This is a genomic window from Diaphorobacter ruginosibacter (assembly GCF_014395975.1).
Classification (GTDB): Bacteria; Pseudomonadota; Gammaproteobacteria; order Burkholderiales; family Burkholderiaceae_C; genus Diaphorobacter_A; species Diaphorobacter_A ruginosibacter.
This window is the reverse complement of record NZ_CP060714.1, coordinates 3,516,699-3,534,060: the sequence shown is the minus strand read 5'-3', so window position 1 is coordinate 3,534,060 and position 17,362 is coordinate 3,516,699. Positions and strand designations below refer to the sequence as shown.

Genomic DNA, 17,362 nt, shown 5'->3' with positions numbered 1-17,362 from the left:
TGCCGGAGGAGCAACAGTGTCTTCGCCATTGGCTTGCCCGTCTGGAGGCAATGTCAATAGCGAAAGCGATGAATCACGAACGGTCAACCACGTGGATCATCGCGGTCCGGGTGACCAGGGGCGAGGGTTGTACCCCTGAGTCATGAGTTTTCATTACACAAACTTCCAGAGAAAATCAGGAGACATTTCATCATGACGGACAAGATGACGATGCAGCGGCGCGATGTGCTGCGCGCCGCAGGTGCGGCAGGATTGGCGTGGGCGGGTGTCAGCCACAGCTTTGCAGCCGATGCGAACGTGAGCGCGTGGCCCTCCAAGCCCGTGACCATGGTGGTGCCGTTCCCCGCAGGCGGCGGTACCGACGCCTTCGCCCGGCCGCTCGCGGCGCAGTTTTCCAAGTCGACCGGCAAGTCGCTCATCATCGACAACCGGGGTGGTGCCGGTGGCACGGTGGGCGCCAGTATTGCCGCGAAGCAGCCGCACGACGGCAATTACCTTTTCATGGGCGCGGTGCACCACGCGATTGCCCCGTCGATGTATCCCAAGCTCGACTACGACATCGAGAAGGACTTCGTCCCGCTCGCCCTGATCGCCAATGTGCCGCAGGTCCTGGTGGTCAATCCGCGCAACGTGCCGGCCAAGGATTTCAAGCAGTTCCTCGAGCTGGTGAAGGCCAAGCCCGGCAAGTACAACTATGGCTCGGCGGGCTCGGGAACCTCGCACCATCTGGCGGGCGAGCTGTTCAAGCTCCAGAGCAACACCTTCATCACGCACATTCCCTACCGCGGTGCGGGCCCGGCGCTGCAGGACCTGATCGGCGGCAACGTGGACATGATGTTCGACGGCCTGGGCTCCTCCGCCGCGCATATCAAGGCCGGCCGCATCAAGCCGATGCTGGTGTCGGGTGCCAAGCGCAATCCTTCGCTGCCCGACGTTCCCTGCGCTGCGGAAGTCGGCCTGCCGGAATACACGGTGTCCACCTGGTACGGCCTGTGGGCGCCCAAGGGCACGTCGCCCGAGATGGCCGCCCGCATCACCGAGGAGTTCCACAAGCTCGGCCAGGCCGAGGAGGTCAAGGCCGTGTGGGCCAGCAATGGCGCGGAGTTCGGCACGCTGTCTTCCCAGGACTTCGGCAAGATGGTGAGCGCGGAGGTCAAGCGCTGGGCGCAGGTGGTGAAGGCTTCGGGCGCGAAGCTGGAATGACGCAGGCAGGCTGACGCCCTTGCCGGCGGCAGTGCAACTTTGAAATGAAAGACATGACCCCCGAGCTGAACCTGCAAGACCATGTGGCCACCATCACCCTGAGGCGGCCGGAGGTGGCCAATCGCCTGGCCCCGGAAGACCTTCCCGTCATCATCTCCCACGTGCGGCAGGTGAATGTGCTGGAGGACATCCGCGTGCTCGTCATCCGGGGGGCCGGCAAGTATTTCTGCAGTGGCTACGACATCTCCGATGTGCAGAACAGCCAGAATGAGGGCAGCAGCTTCGGCGAGATGGTGGACGCCATCGAGCAGTGCCGGGCCGTCACGATCGCCGTCGTGCATGGCGGCGTGTATGGCGGCGCCACCGACATGGCGCTGGCATGCGATTTCCGTGTCGGGGCGGCTCCGGCCGAGATGTTCATGCCCGCGGCACGCCTGGGTCTGCATTTCTACCAGGCGGGCCTCGAGCGCTACGTCACACGGCTGGGCCTGGATACCGCCAAGCGGCTGTTCCTGACGTGCGAGCGCCTGGACGCCTCCGAGATGAAATCCTGCGGCTTCCTCACGCACCTGGCCCAGGCCGATGCGCTGGAGTCCACGCTGGGCACGCTGACCGATACGCTCGGCGCGATGGCGCCGTTGCCCCTGTTCGGCATGAAGAAACACCTGAACCTGATCGCGCGCGGCCAGCACGATGCCGATGCGATTGCGCGCGACGTTTTCCAGACCGTGAATTCGGAGGATCTGGTGGAAGGGGGCGCCGCATGGCGGGAGAAGCGCAAGCCGGTGTTCAAGGGGCGCTGAAGATGGCGCCGGGTCCGGCGCCGAAATTGAATAGTCGAGTTTTCATGAGCGCGGCCTTCTCGGCGAGAGGGGCCGCGACACACCAAGTGAGTCTTTGAAGATGGCCAACCACAACCTGTTTTCTGCGCTGCGTGCAGCATTTCCCTCGAATCTCGATGACGTTGCCATCGAGGCGGTGTCGTCGTCCGGCGAACCGCTGAACTACACCTGGCGCGATCTCGATCGTGCGAGCGCGCGCATCGCCAACATGCTCGATTCGCTCAAGCTGCCCGAAGGCAGCCGTGTCGCCGTGCAGGTGGAGAAGTCGGTGGAAGCGGTGCTGCTGTACCTGGCGACGCTGCGCGCGGGCTACGTGTTCCTGCCATTGAACACGGCCTACCAGAGCGCCGAGATCGAGTACTTCATCGGCAATGCGGAGCCGGCGGTCGTGGTGTGCACGCCGAACAATTTCGGCTGGGTTTCCAAGATCGCCTTCAAGGCGGGAACCGAGCATGTATTCACCCTGGGCGAAGACCGCAACGGCACGCTGCTCGAGCGTGCGACGCACTTCGGTGACGAGCACCAGGAGGCCGAAAGGAAGAGCGACGACCTAGCCGCGATTCTCTACACCAGCGGCACCACGGGCCGTAGCAAGGGAGCGATGCTCACGCACGGCAACCTGCTGTCGAACGCCGTGATGCTGAAGGACTACTGGGGCTGGAAGCCGGGCGATGTGCTGATCCACGCGCTGCCGATCTTCCACGTGCATGGCCTGTTCGTGGCGATCCACGGTGCGCTCATCAACGGCAGCAAGATGATCTGGATGTCGAAGTTCGACCCCAAGGCCGTCATCGCGGCGATGCCGCGCGCCACGGTGTTCATGGGCGTGCCCACGCTGTATGTGCGCATGCTGGCCGAGCCCGCCCTCACCAGGCAGCAGGCAGGCCACATGCGCCTGTTCATCGCGGGCTCCGCGCCGCTGCTGATCGAGACCTTCAAGGAGTGGCAGGACCGCACCGGCTTCACGATCCTGGAACGCTACGGCATGAGCGAGACCATCATGCTCACCTCCAACCCCTACAGCGCCGACGCGCGCCATGGCGGACAGGACGAGCGCCGCGGCGGCACGGTGGGATTCCCGTTGCCGGGCGTGGGCCTGCGCGTCGTCGATGATGCGGGCAAGGCGCTGCCCATGGGCGAGATCGGCAACATCCAGGTCAAGGGGCCGAACGTGTTCAAGGGCTACTGGCGCATGCCCGAGAAGACCAGGGAAGAGTTCAGCGCCGACGGCTGGTTCAAGACCGGCGACGTGGGCAAGGTGGACGAGCGCGACTACGTGTGCATCGTCGGCCGCAGCAAGGACCTGATCATCAGCGGCGGCTACAACGTCTATCCGGCAGAGATCGAGGGCTACATCAACGACATGCCCGGCGTGGCCGAGAGCGCGCTGGTCGGCGTGCCGCATCCGGATTTTGGCGAGGTCGGCGTGGCCGTGGTGATCCCCAAGCCGGGAGTCCAGGTCGATGGCGACGCCATCATCGCGCAGCTCAAGTCGCAGCTTGCGAACTTCAAGATCCCCAAGCGCTGCTTCGTCACCCCCGAGCTGCCGCGCAACACCATGGGCAAGGTGCAGAAGAACCTGCTGCGCGATCAGTACAAGGGGCTGTTCGCCTGAGTTGCCGGCATGGCCGAATCCGGGCCGCCGAGCGGCCCGGTACTAACCCATTGAATGCGGAGTGCTGCAGAAAAGGCACTCCGCATTTTTTGTGTCCGCGGTACCCGTGTGCTTGCAGCAGTGATCGAGCCAGGCACTGACCAGCTTGTAGGCTGGAAGATTGGTGCTCGACGCCGGTGCGCACAGGTAGTAGCCCATGGCGCTCTGGTAGCGCTGACCGAAGGGCTCGATGAGCGAGCCGGCCTGCAGTTCGTCCTCCACCACGCAGGTCGGCACGATGCCCACGCCGAAGCCCGAGACGGCGGCGCGCACGATCAGCGAATACTGGTTGAACCCGGGGCCGAAGCGGCTCGTGCTGGTGTCCATGTGATGCGAGAGCATCCAGTCGTGCCACGCAAGCGGGACCTCGATGTGCTGCAGCAGCGTGGCCTTGTGCAGATCCTCGGGCGAATGCAGGCCGAGTGTGTCGCGCAACGGGCGGCTGCAGACGATGCTGGTTTCCTCGCCGATGAGATAGCGCGCGTTGGCGCTGGGCCAGTTGCCGTAGCCGTACTGGATGGCGGCATCGAAGTCATGCGGGTTGGAGAAATCGTGCGCATGCTCGTAGCGCACGAAGTTCAGGCTGACCTGCGGCAGCGTGCGCTTGAAATGGCCCAGCCTCGGGAAGAGCCACTGGGTCGCGAATGTGGGCGGCACGGAGAGGTTGAGCGCGCCGCCATCGCCCCCGTAGGACATGAGCTGCGCGGTGGCCGACTCCAGCTGCGCCATCGCGGGGCGCGTGGCACTCAGGTACATCGCGCCGGCCTCGGTGAGTTCCAGCCCGGTGGTCTTGCGCAGGAACAGCTTCTGTCCCAGGTAGTCCTCGAGCCCCGCGATATGGCGGCTGATCGCACTCTGCGTCACGCACAGTTCCCTGGCGGCCATCGTGAACGCCAGGTGCTTGGCTGCGGCATGAAAGGCATTGAGTTCCGAGATGGTGGGGCAGAGGCGGCGCATGGGACGAGAAGGTATGAGTACAGCTCATGGGTTGTTGAGATTTTAAGCATTGATCCGTTTGCCTTTTGGCCCGATAAATGCATACCGTGACATCGTTGTGAAATATGGTCTTTTCCATATTCGGGTTTGCACTGATACGGTGCCTCAAGGCTTCCGCTGGCACTGATTTGGAGCGTCACGCTATGAGTAATTTGCAGTGTCTATTTGTTTCTAGATCGATCCCATGACCACTTTGTTTATTGCGAACGGCAACGTTCTGGATGTTCACTCTCTCAAGCTGCTGTCCGGCTACTCGGTGCTCGTCAAGGATGGGCGTATCTCCGCCATCGGCGCGGACCTGGTGGCGCCGGAAGGCGCGCAGGTGATCGATGCCAGGGGGCTCACCGTGATGCCCGGCATGATCGACTGCCACGTGCACACCATCGCATCGTCGTTCAACCTGGGTAACGTGGCCAAGCTGCCGAATGTGTTCACCATGCTGCGTGGCCTGCCGATCATGCGCGCCATGCTGGATCGCGGCTTCACCACGGTGCGCGACGCGGGCGGCGCGGACTGGTCGCTCGCTGAAGCGGTGCGCACGGGCCTGATCGAAGGTCCGCGCATCTTCCCCTCGGGCAAGGCGCTGTCGCAGACGGGTGGCCACGCCGATTTTCGTCCGCGCAGCGACGACCTGGACCTGTGTTCCTGCGTGCACAAGCTCGGCAACATCGGCCGTGTGGTGGATGGCGTGGATGCCTGCCGCATCGCCGTGCGCGAGGAGATCCTGAAAGGGGCTACGCAGATCAAGGTGATGGCCTCGGGCGGCGTGGCGTCGCCCAACGATCCCATCGGCAACCTTGGCTATTCGGAGGACGAACTGCGCGCCATCGTCGAGGAGGCCGGCAACGCCAACACCTATGTGATGGCCCATGCCTACACCCCCCGCGCCATCGTGCGCGCCGTGCGCTGCGGCGTGCGCACCATCGAGCACGGCAACCTGGTCGACCGGGACACGGCCGATTTCATGGCAGAGATGGGTGCCTACATGGTGCCGACATTGGTCACCTACGAAGGCCTCGCCAACGAAGGCGAGAAGTACGGCCTGCCCGCGGTCTCGATCGCCAAGATCGACGGTGTGCGCGGCCCGGGGCGCCAGGCCATCGAGACGCTCGCGAAGGCGGGCGTGAAGATGGGTCTCGGCTCCGACCTGCTTGGTGAAACCCATTACCTGCAGGCCGACGAACTGCGCCTGCGTGCCGAGGTGCTGGGCAATGGCCCGGTGCTGCAGCAGGCCACGCTGATCGGTGCGGAAATCCTGAACCAGCAGGGCGAGCTCGGCGAAGTGACGCAGGGCGCCATCGCCGACCTGCTGCTGGTGGACGGCAACCCGTTGTCCGACATCACCTGCCTGCTCAACCAGGGCGAGAAGATCCGCGCCATCCTCAAGGACGGCAAATTGTTCAAGAACGCGCTCTGACAGCGAGCGCCGCCGCATACCCGCTTTCCATCCGTATCCAGGAGACCCATCATGCAACGTAGAAACTTCGTCAAGCTCTCCGGCGTCGCCGCCGCACTCCAGGCCGTTCCGAGCATCGGCTTCAGTCAGACCGGCGAGACCTTCCGCATCGGCTCGCTCACGCCGATCACCGGTGCCGGCAGTCCCTATGGAACGGGCATGCAGCAGGCCATCCGCATCGCCGTGGACGAGATCAATGCCGCAGGCGGCGCAGGCGGCCGCAAGCTGGAACTCTTCACCGAGGACAGCCAGACCAAGCCCGACGCCGCCGTCCTGGCCGCCAAGAAGCTCATCGAGGTGAACAAGGTGCAGGCGGTGCTCGGCACCTGGGCTTCCGGGGTGTCCCTGGCGGTGCTGCCGCTCACCGATGCGGCCAACATCATCCAGATGAACGTGTCGGGCGCGCCCACGATCTCGACGCTGGACACCAAGGATCTGGTCTGGCGCTTCCAGGCGACGAACGACCGCTTCGGCATCGCGTTCGCGGAGATCTGCAAGAAATACGGCTTCAAGCGCCCGGCCACGATGGCGTTCAACAACGCATCGGGCCTGGGCAACGTGGAAGGCTTCACGCGCGTGTGGAAGCAGCGCGGCGGCAACGTGGTGGCCCACGTCACCTACGAGCCGAACCGCCCGAGCTACCGCAGCGAGCTGCAGAAGATCCTGGCCGCCAAGCCCGATGTGATCGTGATGGGCTCCTACCTGCCCGACACCACCATCATCCTGCGTGAATGGTTCCAGTCCGGTGCCGAGACCAAGTGGGTCATTCCGGGCTGGGCCGCGAATCCAGACCTCATCAAGGCACTGGGCGCCGAGGTCTGCGAGGGCATCATTTCCGTGGACACGGTCTCCAATGAAAAGAGCGCCGCCTACGCGCACTTCGACGCGGCCTACACCAAGGCCACGGGCAAGCCGGCATCGACGAACATCTATGCATCGATGACCTACGACATGGTGGTCTCGCTGGGCCTGGCGATGGAGGCTGCGGGCCCCGGCGCGAGCGTGGCGCAGATCAACGCGAAGCTGCGCGACGTGGCAAACCCTCCGGGCAATGCCGTGGGCACGTTCGCCGAAGGCAAGGCCCAGCTTGCGAAGAAGGCCAAGGTGAACTACGAGGGCGCATCGGGCAAGCTGGACTTCGACAAGTTCGGCGACGTGACGCCCGATTTCGGTGTCTACGTGATCGAGAAGGGCCAGCTGGTGCGCCGCGACGTCGTCTCGATCGCCGCCTGAGCCTTTCCCGTGTTCACCACGCGGTGAATTCGCCGGCCGCGGCGTCCGATTGCGGGCACTGCGGCTTTCCTGGGCTGCGAACGAATTGAGCCAATGACCTGGATAGATATTGCAAACCTGATCATCAACGGGTTGATCGAAGGGCTGGTGGTGGCACTGCCGGCGCTTTCCATGACGCTGGTAATGGGCGTCAACCGTTTTCCCAACGCCGCGACCGGCGACTTCCTGACGCTGGGCGCCTATGGCGCGGTGGTCTGCCAGCTGCTGCTCGGCATGCCCCTGTGGCTCGCCGCGCTGACCAGTGCGGCCGTGACCGCGCTGGTATCGGCCGGTTCCTATCAGCTGATCTTCAGGAAGCTCGCGGGGCGGCCCATGGTGTCCTCCATGCTGGCGGCCATCGGTCTCGGGTTCCTGCTGCGCAGCCTGATCGGGTTCTTTGCCGGACATGACCAGCGCACCTTCGACATGCCGTTGATGCGAGCCTGGAACTTTGGCGGCATCCGCATCCTGCCGACCGATCTGGCGATCGCCGCCATCGCCCTCGTGGTGCTGGCCGTCGTGTTCGTGCTGCTCTACCAGACCAGCTTTGGTCGCCAGTTGCGTGCGGTCTCCGACAGCGCCGATCTCGCGCGTGCCAGCGGCATCCGCGCCAAGGGGCTGATGCTGGCCATGTGGCTGCTGGTGGGGGCCATCTCCGCAACGGGCGGAGTGCTGCTTGGCATGAAGGCCATCGTGATGCCCGAGATGGGCTGGGAATTCCTGATTCCCGCGTTCGCCGCGATGGTGCTCGGCGGCATCGGAAGCCCGATCGGCGCCGTGCTCGGCGCGCTGGTGCTGTGCGTGGCGCAGGAGCTTTCCGTGCCGCTGCTCGGACCCTCGTACAAGCTGGTGCTGTCGTTCGCGGTGCTGGCGCTCGTGCTGCTGCTCAGGCCCGCGGGCATCATGGGCCGCATTCAACTGGTGAGGTGAGACGCGATGATTGCTTATCTGTGTGCCATCGGCATCATCGCGCTGATCTATGCGCTGCTGGCGTTGGGCCTGAATCTCCAGTTCGGCCTCACGCGCCTCGTGAACTTCGGCGTCGTGGCGTTCTTCGCCGTGGGGGCCTACGCCTCCGGTCTGTTGTCGCTGCAGGGCGTGCCACTGGTGGTCTGCTTCATTGCCGCGATGCTGGTGTCGGCCGTGCTCGCGCTGCCCATCGGCCTGCTGTCGCTGCGCCTGCGCGACGACTACCTGGCCATCGTCACGCTGGGCTTCTCGGAGGCCGTGCGCATCACCATCCAGCAGGAGGAATGGCTGACCAAGGGCGTGCAGGGCCTGCCGGGCCTGCCCAAGCTGTTTGCCGGCTGGCCGTCGCCCTGGGGTGATGTGGCGATCTTCACCGTGCTGGTGCTGATCACGGCGCTGGTGGTGTGGGGCACGGTGCGCCTTGCGCGCAGCCCGTTCGGACGCCTGCTGCGCGCGATCGGCGACGACGAGGCCGCGCTGTCGGCGCTGGGCAAGGATCCCGCCTGGTTCAAGGTGCAGATCTTCATGCTGGGGGCAGCCCTGTTCGGCATGGCTGGGGCGTTCTATGCGCATTTCATCACCTTCATCACGCCGGAGCAGTTCATTCCGCTCATCACGTTCTATGTGTGGATGGGGCTGGTCATGGGCGGAACGGGCAGCGTGCGCGGTGCACTGTTCGGCACCTTCCTGCTCATGGTGTTCCTCGAAGGCTCGCGCTTCGTGAAAGACTGGATTCCGGGCGTTTCCGAAGTCGGCATGGCCAGCCTGCGTCTTGCCGCGGTGGGCCTGGCGTTGATTCTGGTGACGCTGTACCGGCCCAATGGCATGTTTGGGGGCGACTCCGGGGGTAAATCGCAATGATGCTGACAGTCAACTCGGTCACGCGGCAGTTCGGTGGCTTCAGGGCCGTCGACGGTGTGTCGCTGCAACTGGCCGACAAGGAAATCCTGGGCATTGCCGGAACCAACGGCGCGGGCAAGAGCACGCTGTTCGCGGCGATCGCCGGCCAGCAGCCCGCGGATGAAGGCAGCATCCAGTTCGAGGGTCACGACATCACGCGCATGGCCCCCTATCGCCGCGCGCGCCTTGGGCTGGTGCGCACGTTCCAGGTGCCGCGCGAGTTCAAGTCGCTCACGGTGCACGAGAACCTGATGGTGGCGGCGCCCAATCCTGCGGGCGAACGGTTGTTCAACGGCATTCTCTCGACCCGCAGCCTGCGCAACCACGAGGTGGAGCTCGCGAGGAAGGCCGATGGCATCCTGCAGTTTCTCAATCTTGCGCGCGTGCGGGACGTGAAGGCGGGAGGCCTCTCGGGCGGCCAGAAGAAGCTGGTGGAGCTCGGCCGTGTGCTGATGCTCGATCCGCGCTGCATCCTGCTCGACGAGCCTTTCGCGGGCGTGAATCCGGTGCTCATCGAGGAGATCTGCGAGCGCGTGAGGCAGCTCAACGCGCAGGGCATCGCGTTCATCGTGATCGAGCACCACCTGCAGGCGCTCAAGGCATTGTCCAACCGCATGATCGTGATGGACCGCGGGCGCATTCTGGCCGAAGGCGACCCGCACTCGGTGCTGGACGATCCGCGCGTCCAGGAGGCGTACATGGGAGGAGTGGTATGAGTTCGTTGCAGCAAGGCAATCTGCTGGAGCTGAAGCAGCTGCGTGGCGGCTATTCGGAGGTGGACATCATCCACGGCATCGACCTGCGTGTGAAAGCGGGAGAGATCGTCACCATCGCAGGCACCAATGGGGCGGGCAAGTCCACGCTGGTGAAGGCCCTGCTCGGCCTGCTGCCGCGCGTGCATGGCGAGATCACGCTGGATGGAAAGGCCATCACGAAGCTGTCCGCCGAGGACCGCTTCGATGCCGGTCTGGCCTACGTACCGCAGGTGGCCAACGTGTTTCCTTCGCTCACCGTGAAGGAGAACCTGCTGGTGGTGCGCGGCGTGCGCAAGCTCAGGCAGCGCATGGATGAGGTGCTGGTCGATTTTCCGGCCCTGGTGGAGCGGCTGTCTCAGCACGCCAGCAATCTTTCGGGCGGGGAGCGCCAGCAGCTCGCATTCGCCCGGGCGCTGATGCCGTCGCCGCGCATCATGGTGCTGGATGAACCCACGGCGGCGCTCGCGCCCTCATTGGTCGGCAAGGTCTTCGAGATGGTGCAGAAGCTGCCGTCGCAGGGCGTTGCGGTGCTGATGGTGGAGCAGCGTGCCCGGCAGGCGCTGCAGATCAGCCAGCACGGCTACATTCTTGACCAGGGGCGCAGCGTGCTTGACGGCAACGCGCAGGAACTGCTGAACGACGAGCGCATGGCGCAGCTCTATCTGGGCAACCACTGAGGGCATCCGCCTGCGGCAGGCAATGAAAAGGCGGCTCCGAAGGGCCGCCTTTTTCATTCAGGGCACTGCGAAGGCGCAGCGCGGTAGCGGTCTCAGCGCAGCACCAGCACCGGTGTCTGCGAATGCGTCAGCACATGCTGGGTTTCGCTGCCCAGCAGCACGCGCTTGATGCCCTTGCGACCATGGGATGCCATGACGATGAGGTCGCAGTTGTTCTTGGTGGCGGCCGCGATGATGGATTCCGCGATCAATTCCGACTTGGCCACCACGCACTTCACGGAAACGCCCTCGCTCGTGCCCATCTGCTTGATCACGGAGAGCTCCTGCATGGCGGCATCGGACCAGCGCTGCTCCACCTGCTTGATCTCGTCGCGATGGAGAGGCGCGCTGCCCTCGAAATAGCTGCGAGGGTAACGGGGCACAACCTTGAGGGCGACCACCGAGGCGCCCGAGAGGGCCGCTAGGGCAAGCCCCGATTCAACGGCCTTGTCCGAGAGAGGGGAGCCATCCGTGGCGATCAGAATGCGCTTGTACATGAGAACCTCCTTGTATGAATCCTGCCGGCCGCTTCTTGAGCGAAGTAAAGGAAACGGCCTGAGTGGCGTGTACTGCGACCGTCATTCATGAGAAGCATAGAGGCCGCGAGGTTCGGCTCTCTTGATGCAAGTCAACTCGCTATCGGGGGCGAAGACTTATCTTTGGTCCCATGTCAACCAGTACATCCCGGAAGCAGGCGATAGTTCAGGATTTTTCGCCTGCACCAGCGCCAGTATGCGCCGTTCCTGTCGAGGATGCGAGTGCTGCCCTGCTCGACGACCCCGATGAGTGGGCTGCCTTCGGACGACCTGTGGCGGCCGGCGGGAAGGAACAGCCCGCGCTGTGGGAGTCCTTCATCGTTCTGGAGGGCATGCACTGCGCGGCCTGTGCGCTGTCCATCGAGGATGCGCTCAAACAGGTCCATGGCGTGCATGACGTCGACGTGAGCGCGGCGACCCGGCGTGCACGCGTCGTATGGAACCCGCAGGAGGTGTTGCCCTCGCGATGGATGGCCGCTGTCGGCGGCGCGGGCTATCGCGCCGTACCCGCCATGGATGCGTTGCTGCGCGAGCAGCGGCTGCGGGAGAGCCGCCGTGCGCTGTGGCGCTGGCTGGTGGCCGGGTTCTGCATGATGCAGGTGATGATGTATGCATGGCCTGCGTACCAGGCCGTGCCGGGCGATCTCACCCCTGAGATGGAGCAGCTGCTGCGCTGGGCTTCGTGGGTGATCTGTCTGCCTGTGATGCTGTTCGCCTGCGGGCCGTTCTTCTCGAGCGCCTTGCGCGACATGCGCGAGCGGCGCATCAGCATGGACATGCCAGTGGCATTCGGCATGCTGATCACCTTTGTCGTGAGCACGCTGGGCACCTTCGATCCACGGGGGCCGTTCGGAGCGGAGGTGTACTACGACTCGCTCACCATGTTCGTCTTCTTCCTGCTCTCGGGGCGGCTGCTGGAGTTCCGGTTGCGCGACCGCACGGCGGGTGCCCTGGAGGCGGTGACCAACCGGTTGCCCGACAGCGTGGAGCGCTGGGATGCGTCCACCTCGGCCTTCGTGCGTGTCTCCACGCGCCGGCTTCGCGCGGGTGATGTGGTGCGCGTGCTGCCTGGCGAGGCGTTCCCGGCGGACGGTGTGGTGACGCTAGGCGTCACCCAGGCCGATGAGGCATTGCTGACCGGCGAATCGCGTCCCGTGGACAAGGCGCAGGGAGCCGCTGTTTCCGCGGGCAGCTACAACCTGCGCGCGCCTGTGGAGATGCGCATCGACCAGGTCGGAGAGGCCACGCGTTTTGCGCAGGTGGTGGCGCTGATGGAGAGCGCATCGCTGCAGAAACCGCGACTTGCCCGATTGGCGGACAGGGTTGCGCGTCCCTTTCTCGTCGCCGTGATGCTGGCTGCCATCGCTGCCGCCGTGTGGTGGTGGCCCAGCAGCCCGGGCCACGCGGCCATGGTGGCGGTCGCCGTGCTGATCGTCACCTGTCCATGCGCCTTGTCGCTGGCCACTCCGGTGTCCATGCTGACCGCAGCCGGCACGCTCGCGCGCCATGGCGTGCTCGTGCGTAACCTGCAGGGGCTCGAGTCGCTGGCTCATGTCGATACCGTGGTGTTCGACAAGACAGGAACCCTCACGCGAGACGGCTTGTCGGTCGTCGGGATGGAAGAGGGCGCCGGTGCCATGCAGTCCGGGTGGAGTCGCGACGCCCTGCTGGCGCTGGCGGGGGGGGTGGCGGCACATTCGTTGCATCCGGTGTCCCGTGCGGTGTCGAAGGCTGCATCCCGATCGGCGCCGTCGCAGCAGCAGGACCATGCCTGGGAGTTCGATAGCGTGCAGGAGGTTTCGGGCTTGGGCGTGGAAGCCACCCTGCGCCACTCCAGCCATCCGGCGGCCATCCTGGCGGTGCGGCTGGGTTCGGCACGCTTCACGGGTGTCCCCGCGCATGGTGGCAGCGGGCAGGAGGTTGTGCTGGCCGTTCAGGAACGCGGTGCTTCCATTGCGTGGCTGCGCTTGGCACTGTGCGAGGACCTGCGTGCCGAATCGACGGCTGTGGTGAATGCCCTGGCCCGGGAAGGCATCCATGTCGAACTGCTTTCCGGCGACAGTGCCAACGTGGTGCGGCGCGTGGCAGCGCAGACAGGCATCGCCACCGCGCATGGCGACTGCAGCCCGCAGGACAAGCTTGCACGACTGCGGCAGCTGCAGTCGCAGGGGCACCATGTGGCGATGGTGGGCGATGGCCTGAATGACGGGCCTGTGCTGGCGGGCGCCCATGTGTCGTTTGCCTTCGGGCGTTCGGTGCCGCTTGCCCGGTCGCGTTCGGATTTTGTCGTCATGGGCGACCGGCTCGACCTCGTGTGGCAGACCCTGCTGCTTGCACGCAGAACCATGCGCGTTGTGCGCCAGAACCTGCTGTGGGCGGCACTCTACAACGCGCTCTGCGTTCCCCTGGCCATCGCTGGCTACATGCCCGCCTGGCTGGCCGGGCTGGGCATGGCCGCCAGTTCGCTGCTGGTGGTCCTGAACGCCGCCCGCCTGGCGCGCGACGGAGGCCTCGCCTCTGTCACGCAGGAGGCGGGTATTCCTTCATCCCCGAAGCCATCGCTGCCGATGGCGCATCCCGCTGCGGAGCCCGCTTGATGGACATCCTCTATCTCCTCATCCCCCTCTCCGTCGTACTCGTCCTGTTCGTGCTGGCGGGACTTTGGTGGGCCGTCTATCGCGGGCAGTTCGAGAACGTGGACCAGGAAGCGGAACGAATTCTGAAAGACGGTTGACGCTCGTCAAAGCTCAAAGCAGGGCGGTGTTTCAAACTGATACGGCAATATAAGAGGTACTCGATGGAATCGCAAAAAGCAGGTGTATCGCACTACAACGACACTGTAGTGCGGCAGTTTTCTATCATGGCCGTCGTGTGGGGAGTGGTGGGTATGCTGGTGGGCGTGATCATCGCCGCCCAGCTGACCTGGCCGGAACTCAACTTCGGCATTCCGTGGCTGAGCTATGGGCGTCTACGGCCCTTGCATACCAATGCCGTGATCTTCGCATTCGGAGGTTGCGGCCTGTTTGCCACCAGCTACTACGTGGTTCAGCGTACATGCCAGACCCGGCTGTTCTGCGGCCCGCTGGCGGCATTCACGTTTTGGGGATGGCAACTGGTGATCGTGGCAGCCGCCATCTCGCTGCCGCTTGGCTACACCTCCGGCAAGGAATACGCCGAGCTGGAATGGCCGATCGACATCCTGATCGCACTGGTGTGGGTGGCCTATGCCATCGTGTTCTTCGGAACCGTGGGCATGCGCAAGGTCAAGCACATCTATGTCGCCAACTGGTTCTTCGGTGCCTTCATCCTGGCGGTGGCGCTGCTGCACATCGTCAACAGCGCGGCCATTCCCGCCGGCTGGATGAAGAGCTACTCCGCCTATGCCGGCGTGCAGGATGCCATGGTGCAGTGGTGGTACGGCCACAATGCCGTGGGCTTCTTCCTGACCACCGGCTTCCTCGGCATGATGTACTACTTCGTGCCCAAGCAGGCGGGCCGTCCGGTGTACAGCTACCGCCTCTCCATCGTTCACTTCTGGGCGCTGATCTTCACGTACATGTGGGCGGGTCCGCACCACCTGCACTACACGGCGCTGCCTGACTGGACCCAGTCCGTCGGCATGGTGTTTTCGCTGATCCTCCTGGCTCCCAGCTGGGGCGGCATGATCAACGGCATGATGACGCTGTCGGGCGCATGGCACAAGCTGCGCGACGACCCGGTGCTGCGCTTCCTGATCGTCTCGCTGTCGTTCTACGGCATGTCCACGTTCGAAGGTCCGATGATGTCCATCAAGACCGTGAACGCGCTGAGCCATTACACCGACTGGACCGTGGGCCACGTGCACGCTGGCGCGCTCGGCTGGGTGGGTCTGATCACCATGGGTTCGCTGTACTACCTGGTTCCACGCCTGTTCGGCCGTGGCGACAAGATGTACTCCACCAAGGCCATCGAGCTCCATTTCTGGATGTCCACCATCGGCATCGTCCTGTACATCGCCGCCATGTGGATTGCCGGCGTGATGCAGGGCCTCATGTGGCGCGCTGTCAATCCCGACGGCACCCTGACCTACACCTTCGTCGAGAGTGTCAAGGCGACCTACCCGTTCTATGCCATCCGTCTGGTCGGCGGCCTGTTGTACCTCGGGGGCATGGTGATCATGGCCTGGAACGTATGGATGACCGCCATTTCCGGCCGCTCCGTGCAGGTCAGCATTCCTGCGGCCCAGACGGCGCACGCCTGATAGATAGTGGAGATATTGAATGTCTGATACCCAAGCAAAGATATCGCCCGGCTTCTCGCACGAGAAGATCGAGACCAACAACTTTCTGATGATCGTGCTGATCCTGCTGGTGATCGCGATCGGTGGCCTGGTGGAAATCGTTCCGCTGTTCTTCCAGAAGTCCACCACGCAGCCGGTGGATGGCGTCAAGCCCTACACCGCAGTACAACTGGTGGGGCGCGACGTATACATCCGCGAGGGCTGCTACAACTGCCACTCGCAGATGATCCGCCCGTTCCGTGCGGAAACATTGCGCTACGGCCACTACTCCGTCGCGGGCGAGTTCGTCTACGACCATCCGTTCCAGTGGGGCTCCAAGCGTACGGGTCCCGACCTGCATCGCGTGGGTGGCAAGTACAGCGACGAATGGCATCGCATCCACCTGAACAACCCGCGCGACGTGGTGCCCGAGTCCAACATGCCGGCGTATCCCTGGCTCGAGAAGACAGCAGTCGACTCCTCTGTTGCCGCTCCGCGCATGAACGCACTGCGCAAGGTCGGTGTGCCGTACACGGATGAAGAGATCCAGGGCGCTGCAGAGCAGCTCAAGGGCAAGACCGAGATGGACGCGTTGGTCGCGTACCTCCAGGTCATGGGCCGTGCATTGAAGTGATTGAACAGAAGAAGGAGATCGAACATGGACATTTCGACCATGCGCAGCCTCGCCACTGTGGCGTCGCTGGCCTGCTTCCTGGGCATCTGGTTCTGGGCGTTCCGCCGCAAGAACAAGACGCGCTTTGAAGAAGCGGCACAACTTCCCTTCCTCGAGGACTGAGCTCCTCTTCCAGAACAAAGAGAATTCCCATGAGTGACTTCACCAGTAATTTCTGGTCGATCTACGTGGCAGGCGTGACCGTCATCGGTATCGTCGCCTGCCTGTTGCTCCTCGTCTTCACTGCAAAGAAGAAGGTGGAGTCGACCAGCGACAACACAACCGGCCATGTCTGGGACGGCGACCTGACCGAAATGAACAACCCGATGCCACGCTGGTGGATGTGGCTGTTCGTCATCACCATCGTATTCGGCCTTGCCTACCTGTTTGCCTTTCCAGGCCTTGGTGCCTACAGCGGCAAGCTGAACTGGACTCAACTGGGAGAGTACGACGCGGAGGTCGTGAAGGCCAACCAGCAGTTGCAACCCCTGTATGCCCGGTTCGAGAGCATGCCCGTGGAGGAGGTTGCCAAGGACCCGGCAGCCATGGCCATCGGCGACCGTCTGTTCATGAACAATTGCGCGCAGTGTCACGGCTCGGATGCCCGCGGCAGCAAGGGCTTCCCCAACTTGTCCGATGCCGACTGGCTGCATGGCGGAGCGCCCGAGCAGATCTACAAGACCATTCACGATGGCCGCGTGGGCGTGATGGCGCCCATGGTCGCGGCGGTGGGTGGGGCGGAGGACGTGCGCAACCTGGCGCACTATGTGCTGAGCCTGTCCGGCAGTCCCAATGACTCGATCAAGGCGGCGCTGGGCAAGGAGAAGTTCGCGGTCTGCGCCGCCTGCCACGGCATGGACGGCAAAGGCAACCAGGCGCTGGGCGCACCCAACCTGACCGACGACATCTGGCTGCACGGCTACGGCGAGGATGCCATCGTCGCCATGATCAACAAGGGTAAGCAGAACGAAATGCCCGCCCAGGCACAGAAACTCACCAACGATCAGATCAAAGTGCTGACTGCCTATGTGTGGGGCTTGTCGAACAAGCCGGCTGCTGCGCATTGATTCACAGCCCTTGCCAACGACAGCCGGTTTGCCTTCATGAGGGGGAGGCCGGCGTCGTTGTTCTC

17 protein-coding genes are annotated in these 17,362 nt (G+C 64.0%); 15 read left to right on the top strand and 2 right to left on the bottom strand.

Annotation, left to right across the window (positions count from 1 at the left end; translation table 11 throughout):
* Positions 1 to 192: 192 nt before the first annotated feature.
* The 3 genes from H9K76_RS16070 to H9K76_RS16060 all read left to right on the top strand — a co-directional run bounded on the left by H9K76_RS16070 (position 193) and on the right by H9K76_RS16060 (position 3,660).
* Positions 193 to 1,203, top strand: coding sequence for a Bug family tripartite tricarboxylate transporter substrate binding protein (locus H9K76_RS16070; protein WP_187596357.1), 1,011 nt, complete (start codon positions 193 to 195; stop codon positions 1,201 to 1,203).
* 53 nt (positions 1,204 to 1,256) lie between these two features.
* On the top strand, positions 1,257 to 2,006 hold the full coding sequence (locus H9K76_RS16065) for an enoyl-CoA hydratase/isomerase family protein (RefSeq protein ID WP_187600677.1): 750 nt from the start codon (positions 1,257 to 1,259) through the stop codon (positions 2,004 to 2,006).
* 100 nt (positions 2,007 to 2,106) lie between these two features.
* Complete coding sequence (locus H9K76_RS16060; protein ID WP_187596356.1) at positions 2,107 to 3,660, top strand: malonate--CoA ligase; 1,554 nt, start codon at positions 2,107 to 2,109, stop codon at positions 3,658 to 3,660.
* Between the two features lie 42 nt (positions 3,661 to 3,702).
* Here H9K76_RS16060 and H9K76_RS16055 read toward each other — a convergent pair whose 3' ends face one another.
* The gene (locus tag H9K76_RS16055) at positions 3,703 to 4,656 is read right to left on the bottom strand and encodes a LysR substrate-binding domain-containing protein (RefSeq protein ID WP_187596355.1); all 954 of its coding nucleotides are present in this window, start codon (positions 4,654 to 4,656) and stop codon (positions 3,703 to 3,705) included.
* A gap of 223 nt (positions 4,657 to 4,879) precedes the next feature.
* Between H9K76_RS16055 and H9K76_RS16050 the strand changes: the two genes are divergently transcribed.
* From H9K76_RS16050 to H9K76_RS16025, 6 genes are all read left to right on the top strand, one after another.
* On the top strand, positions 4,880 to 6,112 hold the full coding sequence (locus tag H9K76_RS16050) for a metal-dependent hydrolase family protein (RefSeq protein WP_187596354.1): 1,233 nt from the start codon (positions 4,880 to 4,882) through the stop codon (positions 6,110 to 6,112).
* Positions 6,113 to 6,163: 51 nt separating this feature from the next.
* Positions 6,164 to 7,384 carry an ABC transporter substrate-binding protein gene (locus H9K76_RS16045; protein ID WP_187596353.1) on the top strand — a complete coding sequence of 407 codons (1,221 nt, stop codon included), beginning with the start codon at positions 6,164 to 6,166 and terminating at the stop codon, positions 7,382 to 7,384.
* 93 nt (positions 7,385 to 7,477) lie between these two features.
* Positions 7,478 to 8,353 carry a branched-chain amino acid ABC transporter permease gene (locus tag H9K76_RS16040; protein WP_187596352.1) on the top strand — a complete coding sequence of 292 codons (876 nt, stop codon included), beginning with the start codon at positions 7,478 to 7,480 and terminating at the stop codon, positions 8,351 to 8,353.
* A gap of 6 nt (positions 8,354 to 8,359) precedes the next feature.
* Positions 8,360 to 9,253 (top strand): branched-chain amino acid ABC transporter permease, encoded by an 894-nt coding sequence (locus tag H9K76_RS16035; RefSeq protein WP_187596351.1) that lies wholly within the window; start codon positions 8,360 to 8,362, stop codon positions 9,251 to 9,253.
* Positions 9,250 to 10,008, top strand: a complete 759-nt coding sequence (locus tag H9K76_RS16030; protein WP_187596350.1) for an ABC transporter ATP-binding protein — start codon at positions 9,250 to 9,252, stop codon at positions 10,006 to 10,008. Before H9K76_RS16035 ends, H9K76_RS16030 begins: the two co-directional genes overlap by 4 nt.
* A complete protein-coding gene (locus tag H9K76_RS16025; protein WP_187596349.1) occupies positions 10,005 to 10,724 on the top strand; it encodes an ABC transporter ATP-binding protein in 720 nt (239 codons plus the stop codon). The genes H9K76_RS16030 and H9K76_RS16025 overlap by 4 nt, the downstream gene beginning before the upstream one ends.
* A 92-nt stretch (positions 10,725 to 10,816) precedes the next feature.
* Here H9K76_RS16025 and H9K76_RS16020 read toward each other — a convergent pair whose 3' ends face one another.
* On the bottom strand, positions 10,817 to 11,260 hold the full coding sequence (locus H9K76_RS16020; RefSeq protein WP_187596348.1) for a universal stress protein: 444 nt from the start codon (positions 11,258 to 11,260) through the stop codon (positions 10,817 to 10,819).
* A 170-nt stretch (positions 11,261 to 11,430) separates the two neighbouring features.
* Between H9K76_RS16020 and H9K76_RS16015 the strand changes: the two genes are divergently transcribed.
* The 6 genes from H9K76_RS16015 (at position 11,431) to ccoP (ending at position 17,297) form a co-directional block, all read left to right on the top strand.
* On the top strand, positions 11,431 to 13,896 hold the full coding sequence (locus H9K76_RS16015) for a heavy metal translocating P-type ATPase (RefSeq protein WP_187596347.1): 2,466 nt from the start codon (positions 11,431 to 11,433) through the stop codon (positions 13,894 to 13,896).
* Entirely contained in the window at positions 13,896 to 14,033 is a 138-nt protein-coding gene (ccoS, locus tag H9K76_RS16010) for a cbb3-type cytochrome oxidase assembly protein CcoS (RefSeq protein WP_187596346.1), read from the top strand. The genes H9K76_RS16015 and ccoS overlap by 1 nt, the downstream gene beginning before the upstream one ends.
* Positions 14,034 to 14,096: 63 nt before the next feature.
* Positions 14,097 to 15,539 carry a cytochrome-c oxidase, cbb3-type subunit I gene (gene ccoN, locus H9K76_RS16005; protein ID WP_187596345.1) on the top strand — a complete coding sequence of 481 codons (1,443 nt, stop codon included), beginning with the start codon at positions 14,097 to 14,099 and terminating at the stop codon, positions 15,537 to 15,539.
* A gap of 19 nt (positions 15,540 to 15,558) precedes the next feature.
* Positions 15,559 to 16,191 (top strand): cytochrome-c oxidase, cbb3-type subunit II, encoded by a 633-nt coding sequence (ccoO, locus tag H9K76_RS16000; RefSeq protein WP_187596344.1) that lies wholly within the window; start codon positions 15,559 to 15,561, stop codon positions 16,189 to 16,191.
* 24 nt (positions 16,192 to 16,215) lie between these two features.
* Positions 16,216 to 16,353 carry a cbb3-type cytochrome oxidase subunit 3 gene (locus H9K76_RS15995; protein ID WP_187596343.1) on the top strand — a complete coding sequence of 46 codons (138 nt, stop codon included), beginning with the start codon at positions 16,216 to 16,218 and terminating at the stop codon, positions 16,351 to 16,353.
* 29 nt (positions 16,354 to 16,382) lie between these two features.
* Positions 16,383 to 17,297, top strand: a complete 915-nt coding sequence (gene ccoP / locus H9K76_RS15990) for a cytochrome-c oxidase, cbb3-type subunit III (protein ID WP_187596342.1) — start codon at positions 16,383 to 16,385, stop codon at positions 17,295 to 17,297.
* The last annotated feature ends 65 nt before the right edge of the window (positions 17,298 to 17,362 follow it).

Excerpts from the sequence above, each read along its gene's own strand:
- H9K76_RS16070 (WP_187596357.1), top strand. The coding sequence starts at position 193 with ATGACGGACAAGATGACGATGCAGCGGCGCGATGTGCTGCGCGCCGCA.
- H9K76_RS16065 (WP_187600677.1), top strand. The coding sequence starts at position 1,257 with ATGACCCCCGAGCTGAACCTGCAAGACCATGTGGCCACCATCACCCTG.
- H9K76_RS16060 (WP_187596356.1), top strand. The coding sequence starts at position 2,107 with ATGGCCAACCACAACCTGTTTTCTGCGCTGCGTGCAGCATTTCCCTCG.
- H9K76_RS16055 (WP_187596355.1), bottom strand. The coding sequence starts at position 4,656 with ATGCGCCGCCTCTGCCCCACCATCTCGGAACTCAATGCCTTTCATGCC.
- H9K76_RS16050 (WP_187596354.1), top strand. The coding sequence starts at position 4,880 with ATGACCACTTTGTTTATTGCGAACGGCAACGTTCTGGATGTTCACTCT.
- H9K76_RS16045 (WP_187596353.1), top strand. The coding sequence starts at position 6,164 with ATGCAACGTAGAAACTTCGTCAAGCTCTCCGGCGTCGCCGCCGCACTC.
- H9K76_RS16040 (WP_187596352.1), top strand. The coding sequence starts at position 7,478 with ATGACCTGGATAGATATTGCAAACCTGATCATCAACGGGTTGATCGAA.
- H9K76_RS16035 (WP_187596351.1), top strand. The coding sequence starts at position 8,360 with ATGATTGCTTATCTGTGTGCCATCGGCATCATCGCGCTGATCTATGCG.
- H9K76_RS16030 (WP_187596350.1), top strand. The coding sequence starts at position 9,250 with ATGATGCTGACAGTCAACTCGGTCACGCGGCAGTTCGGTGGCTTCAGG.
- H9K76_RS16025 (WP_187596349.1), top strand. The coding sequence starts at position 10,005 with ATGAGTTCGTTGCAGCAAGGCAATCTGCTGGAGCTGAAGCAGCTGCGT.
- H9K76_RS16020 (WP_187596348.1), bottom strand. The coding sequence starts at position 11,260 with ATGTACAAGCGCATTCTGATCGCCACGGATGGCTCCCCTCTCTCGGAC.
- H9K76_RS16015 (WP_187596347.1), top strand. The coding sequence starts at position 11,431 with ATGTCAACCAGTACATCCCGGAAGCAGGCGATAGTTCAGGATTTTTCG.
- ccoS (WP_187596346.1), top strand. The coding sequence starts at position 13,896 with ATGGACATCCTCTATCTCCTCATCCCCCTCTCCGTCGTACTCGTCCTG.
- ccoN (WP_187596345.1), top strand. The coding sequence starts at position 14,097 with ATGGAATCGCAAAAAGCAGGTGTATCGCACTACAACGACACTGTAGTG.
- ccoO (WP_187596344.1), top strand. The coding sequence starts at position 15,559 with ATGTCTGATACCCAAGCAAAGATATCGCCCGGCTTCTCGCACGAGAAG.
- H9K76_RS15995 (WP_187596343.1), top strand. The coding sequence starts at position 16,216 with ATGGACATTTCGACCATGCGCAGCCTCGCCACTGTGGCGTCGCTGGCC.
- ccoP (WP_187596342.1), top strand. The coding sequence starts at position 16,383 with ATGAGTGACTTCACCAGTAATTTCTGGTCGATCTACGTGGCAGGCGTG.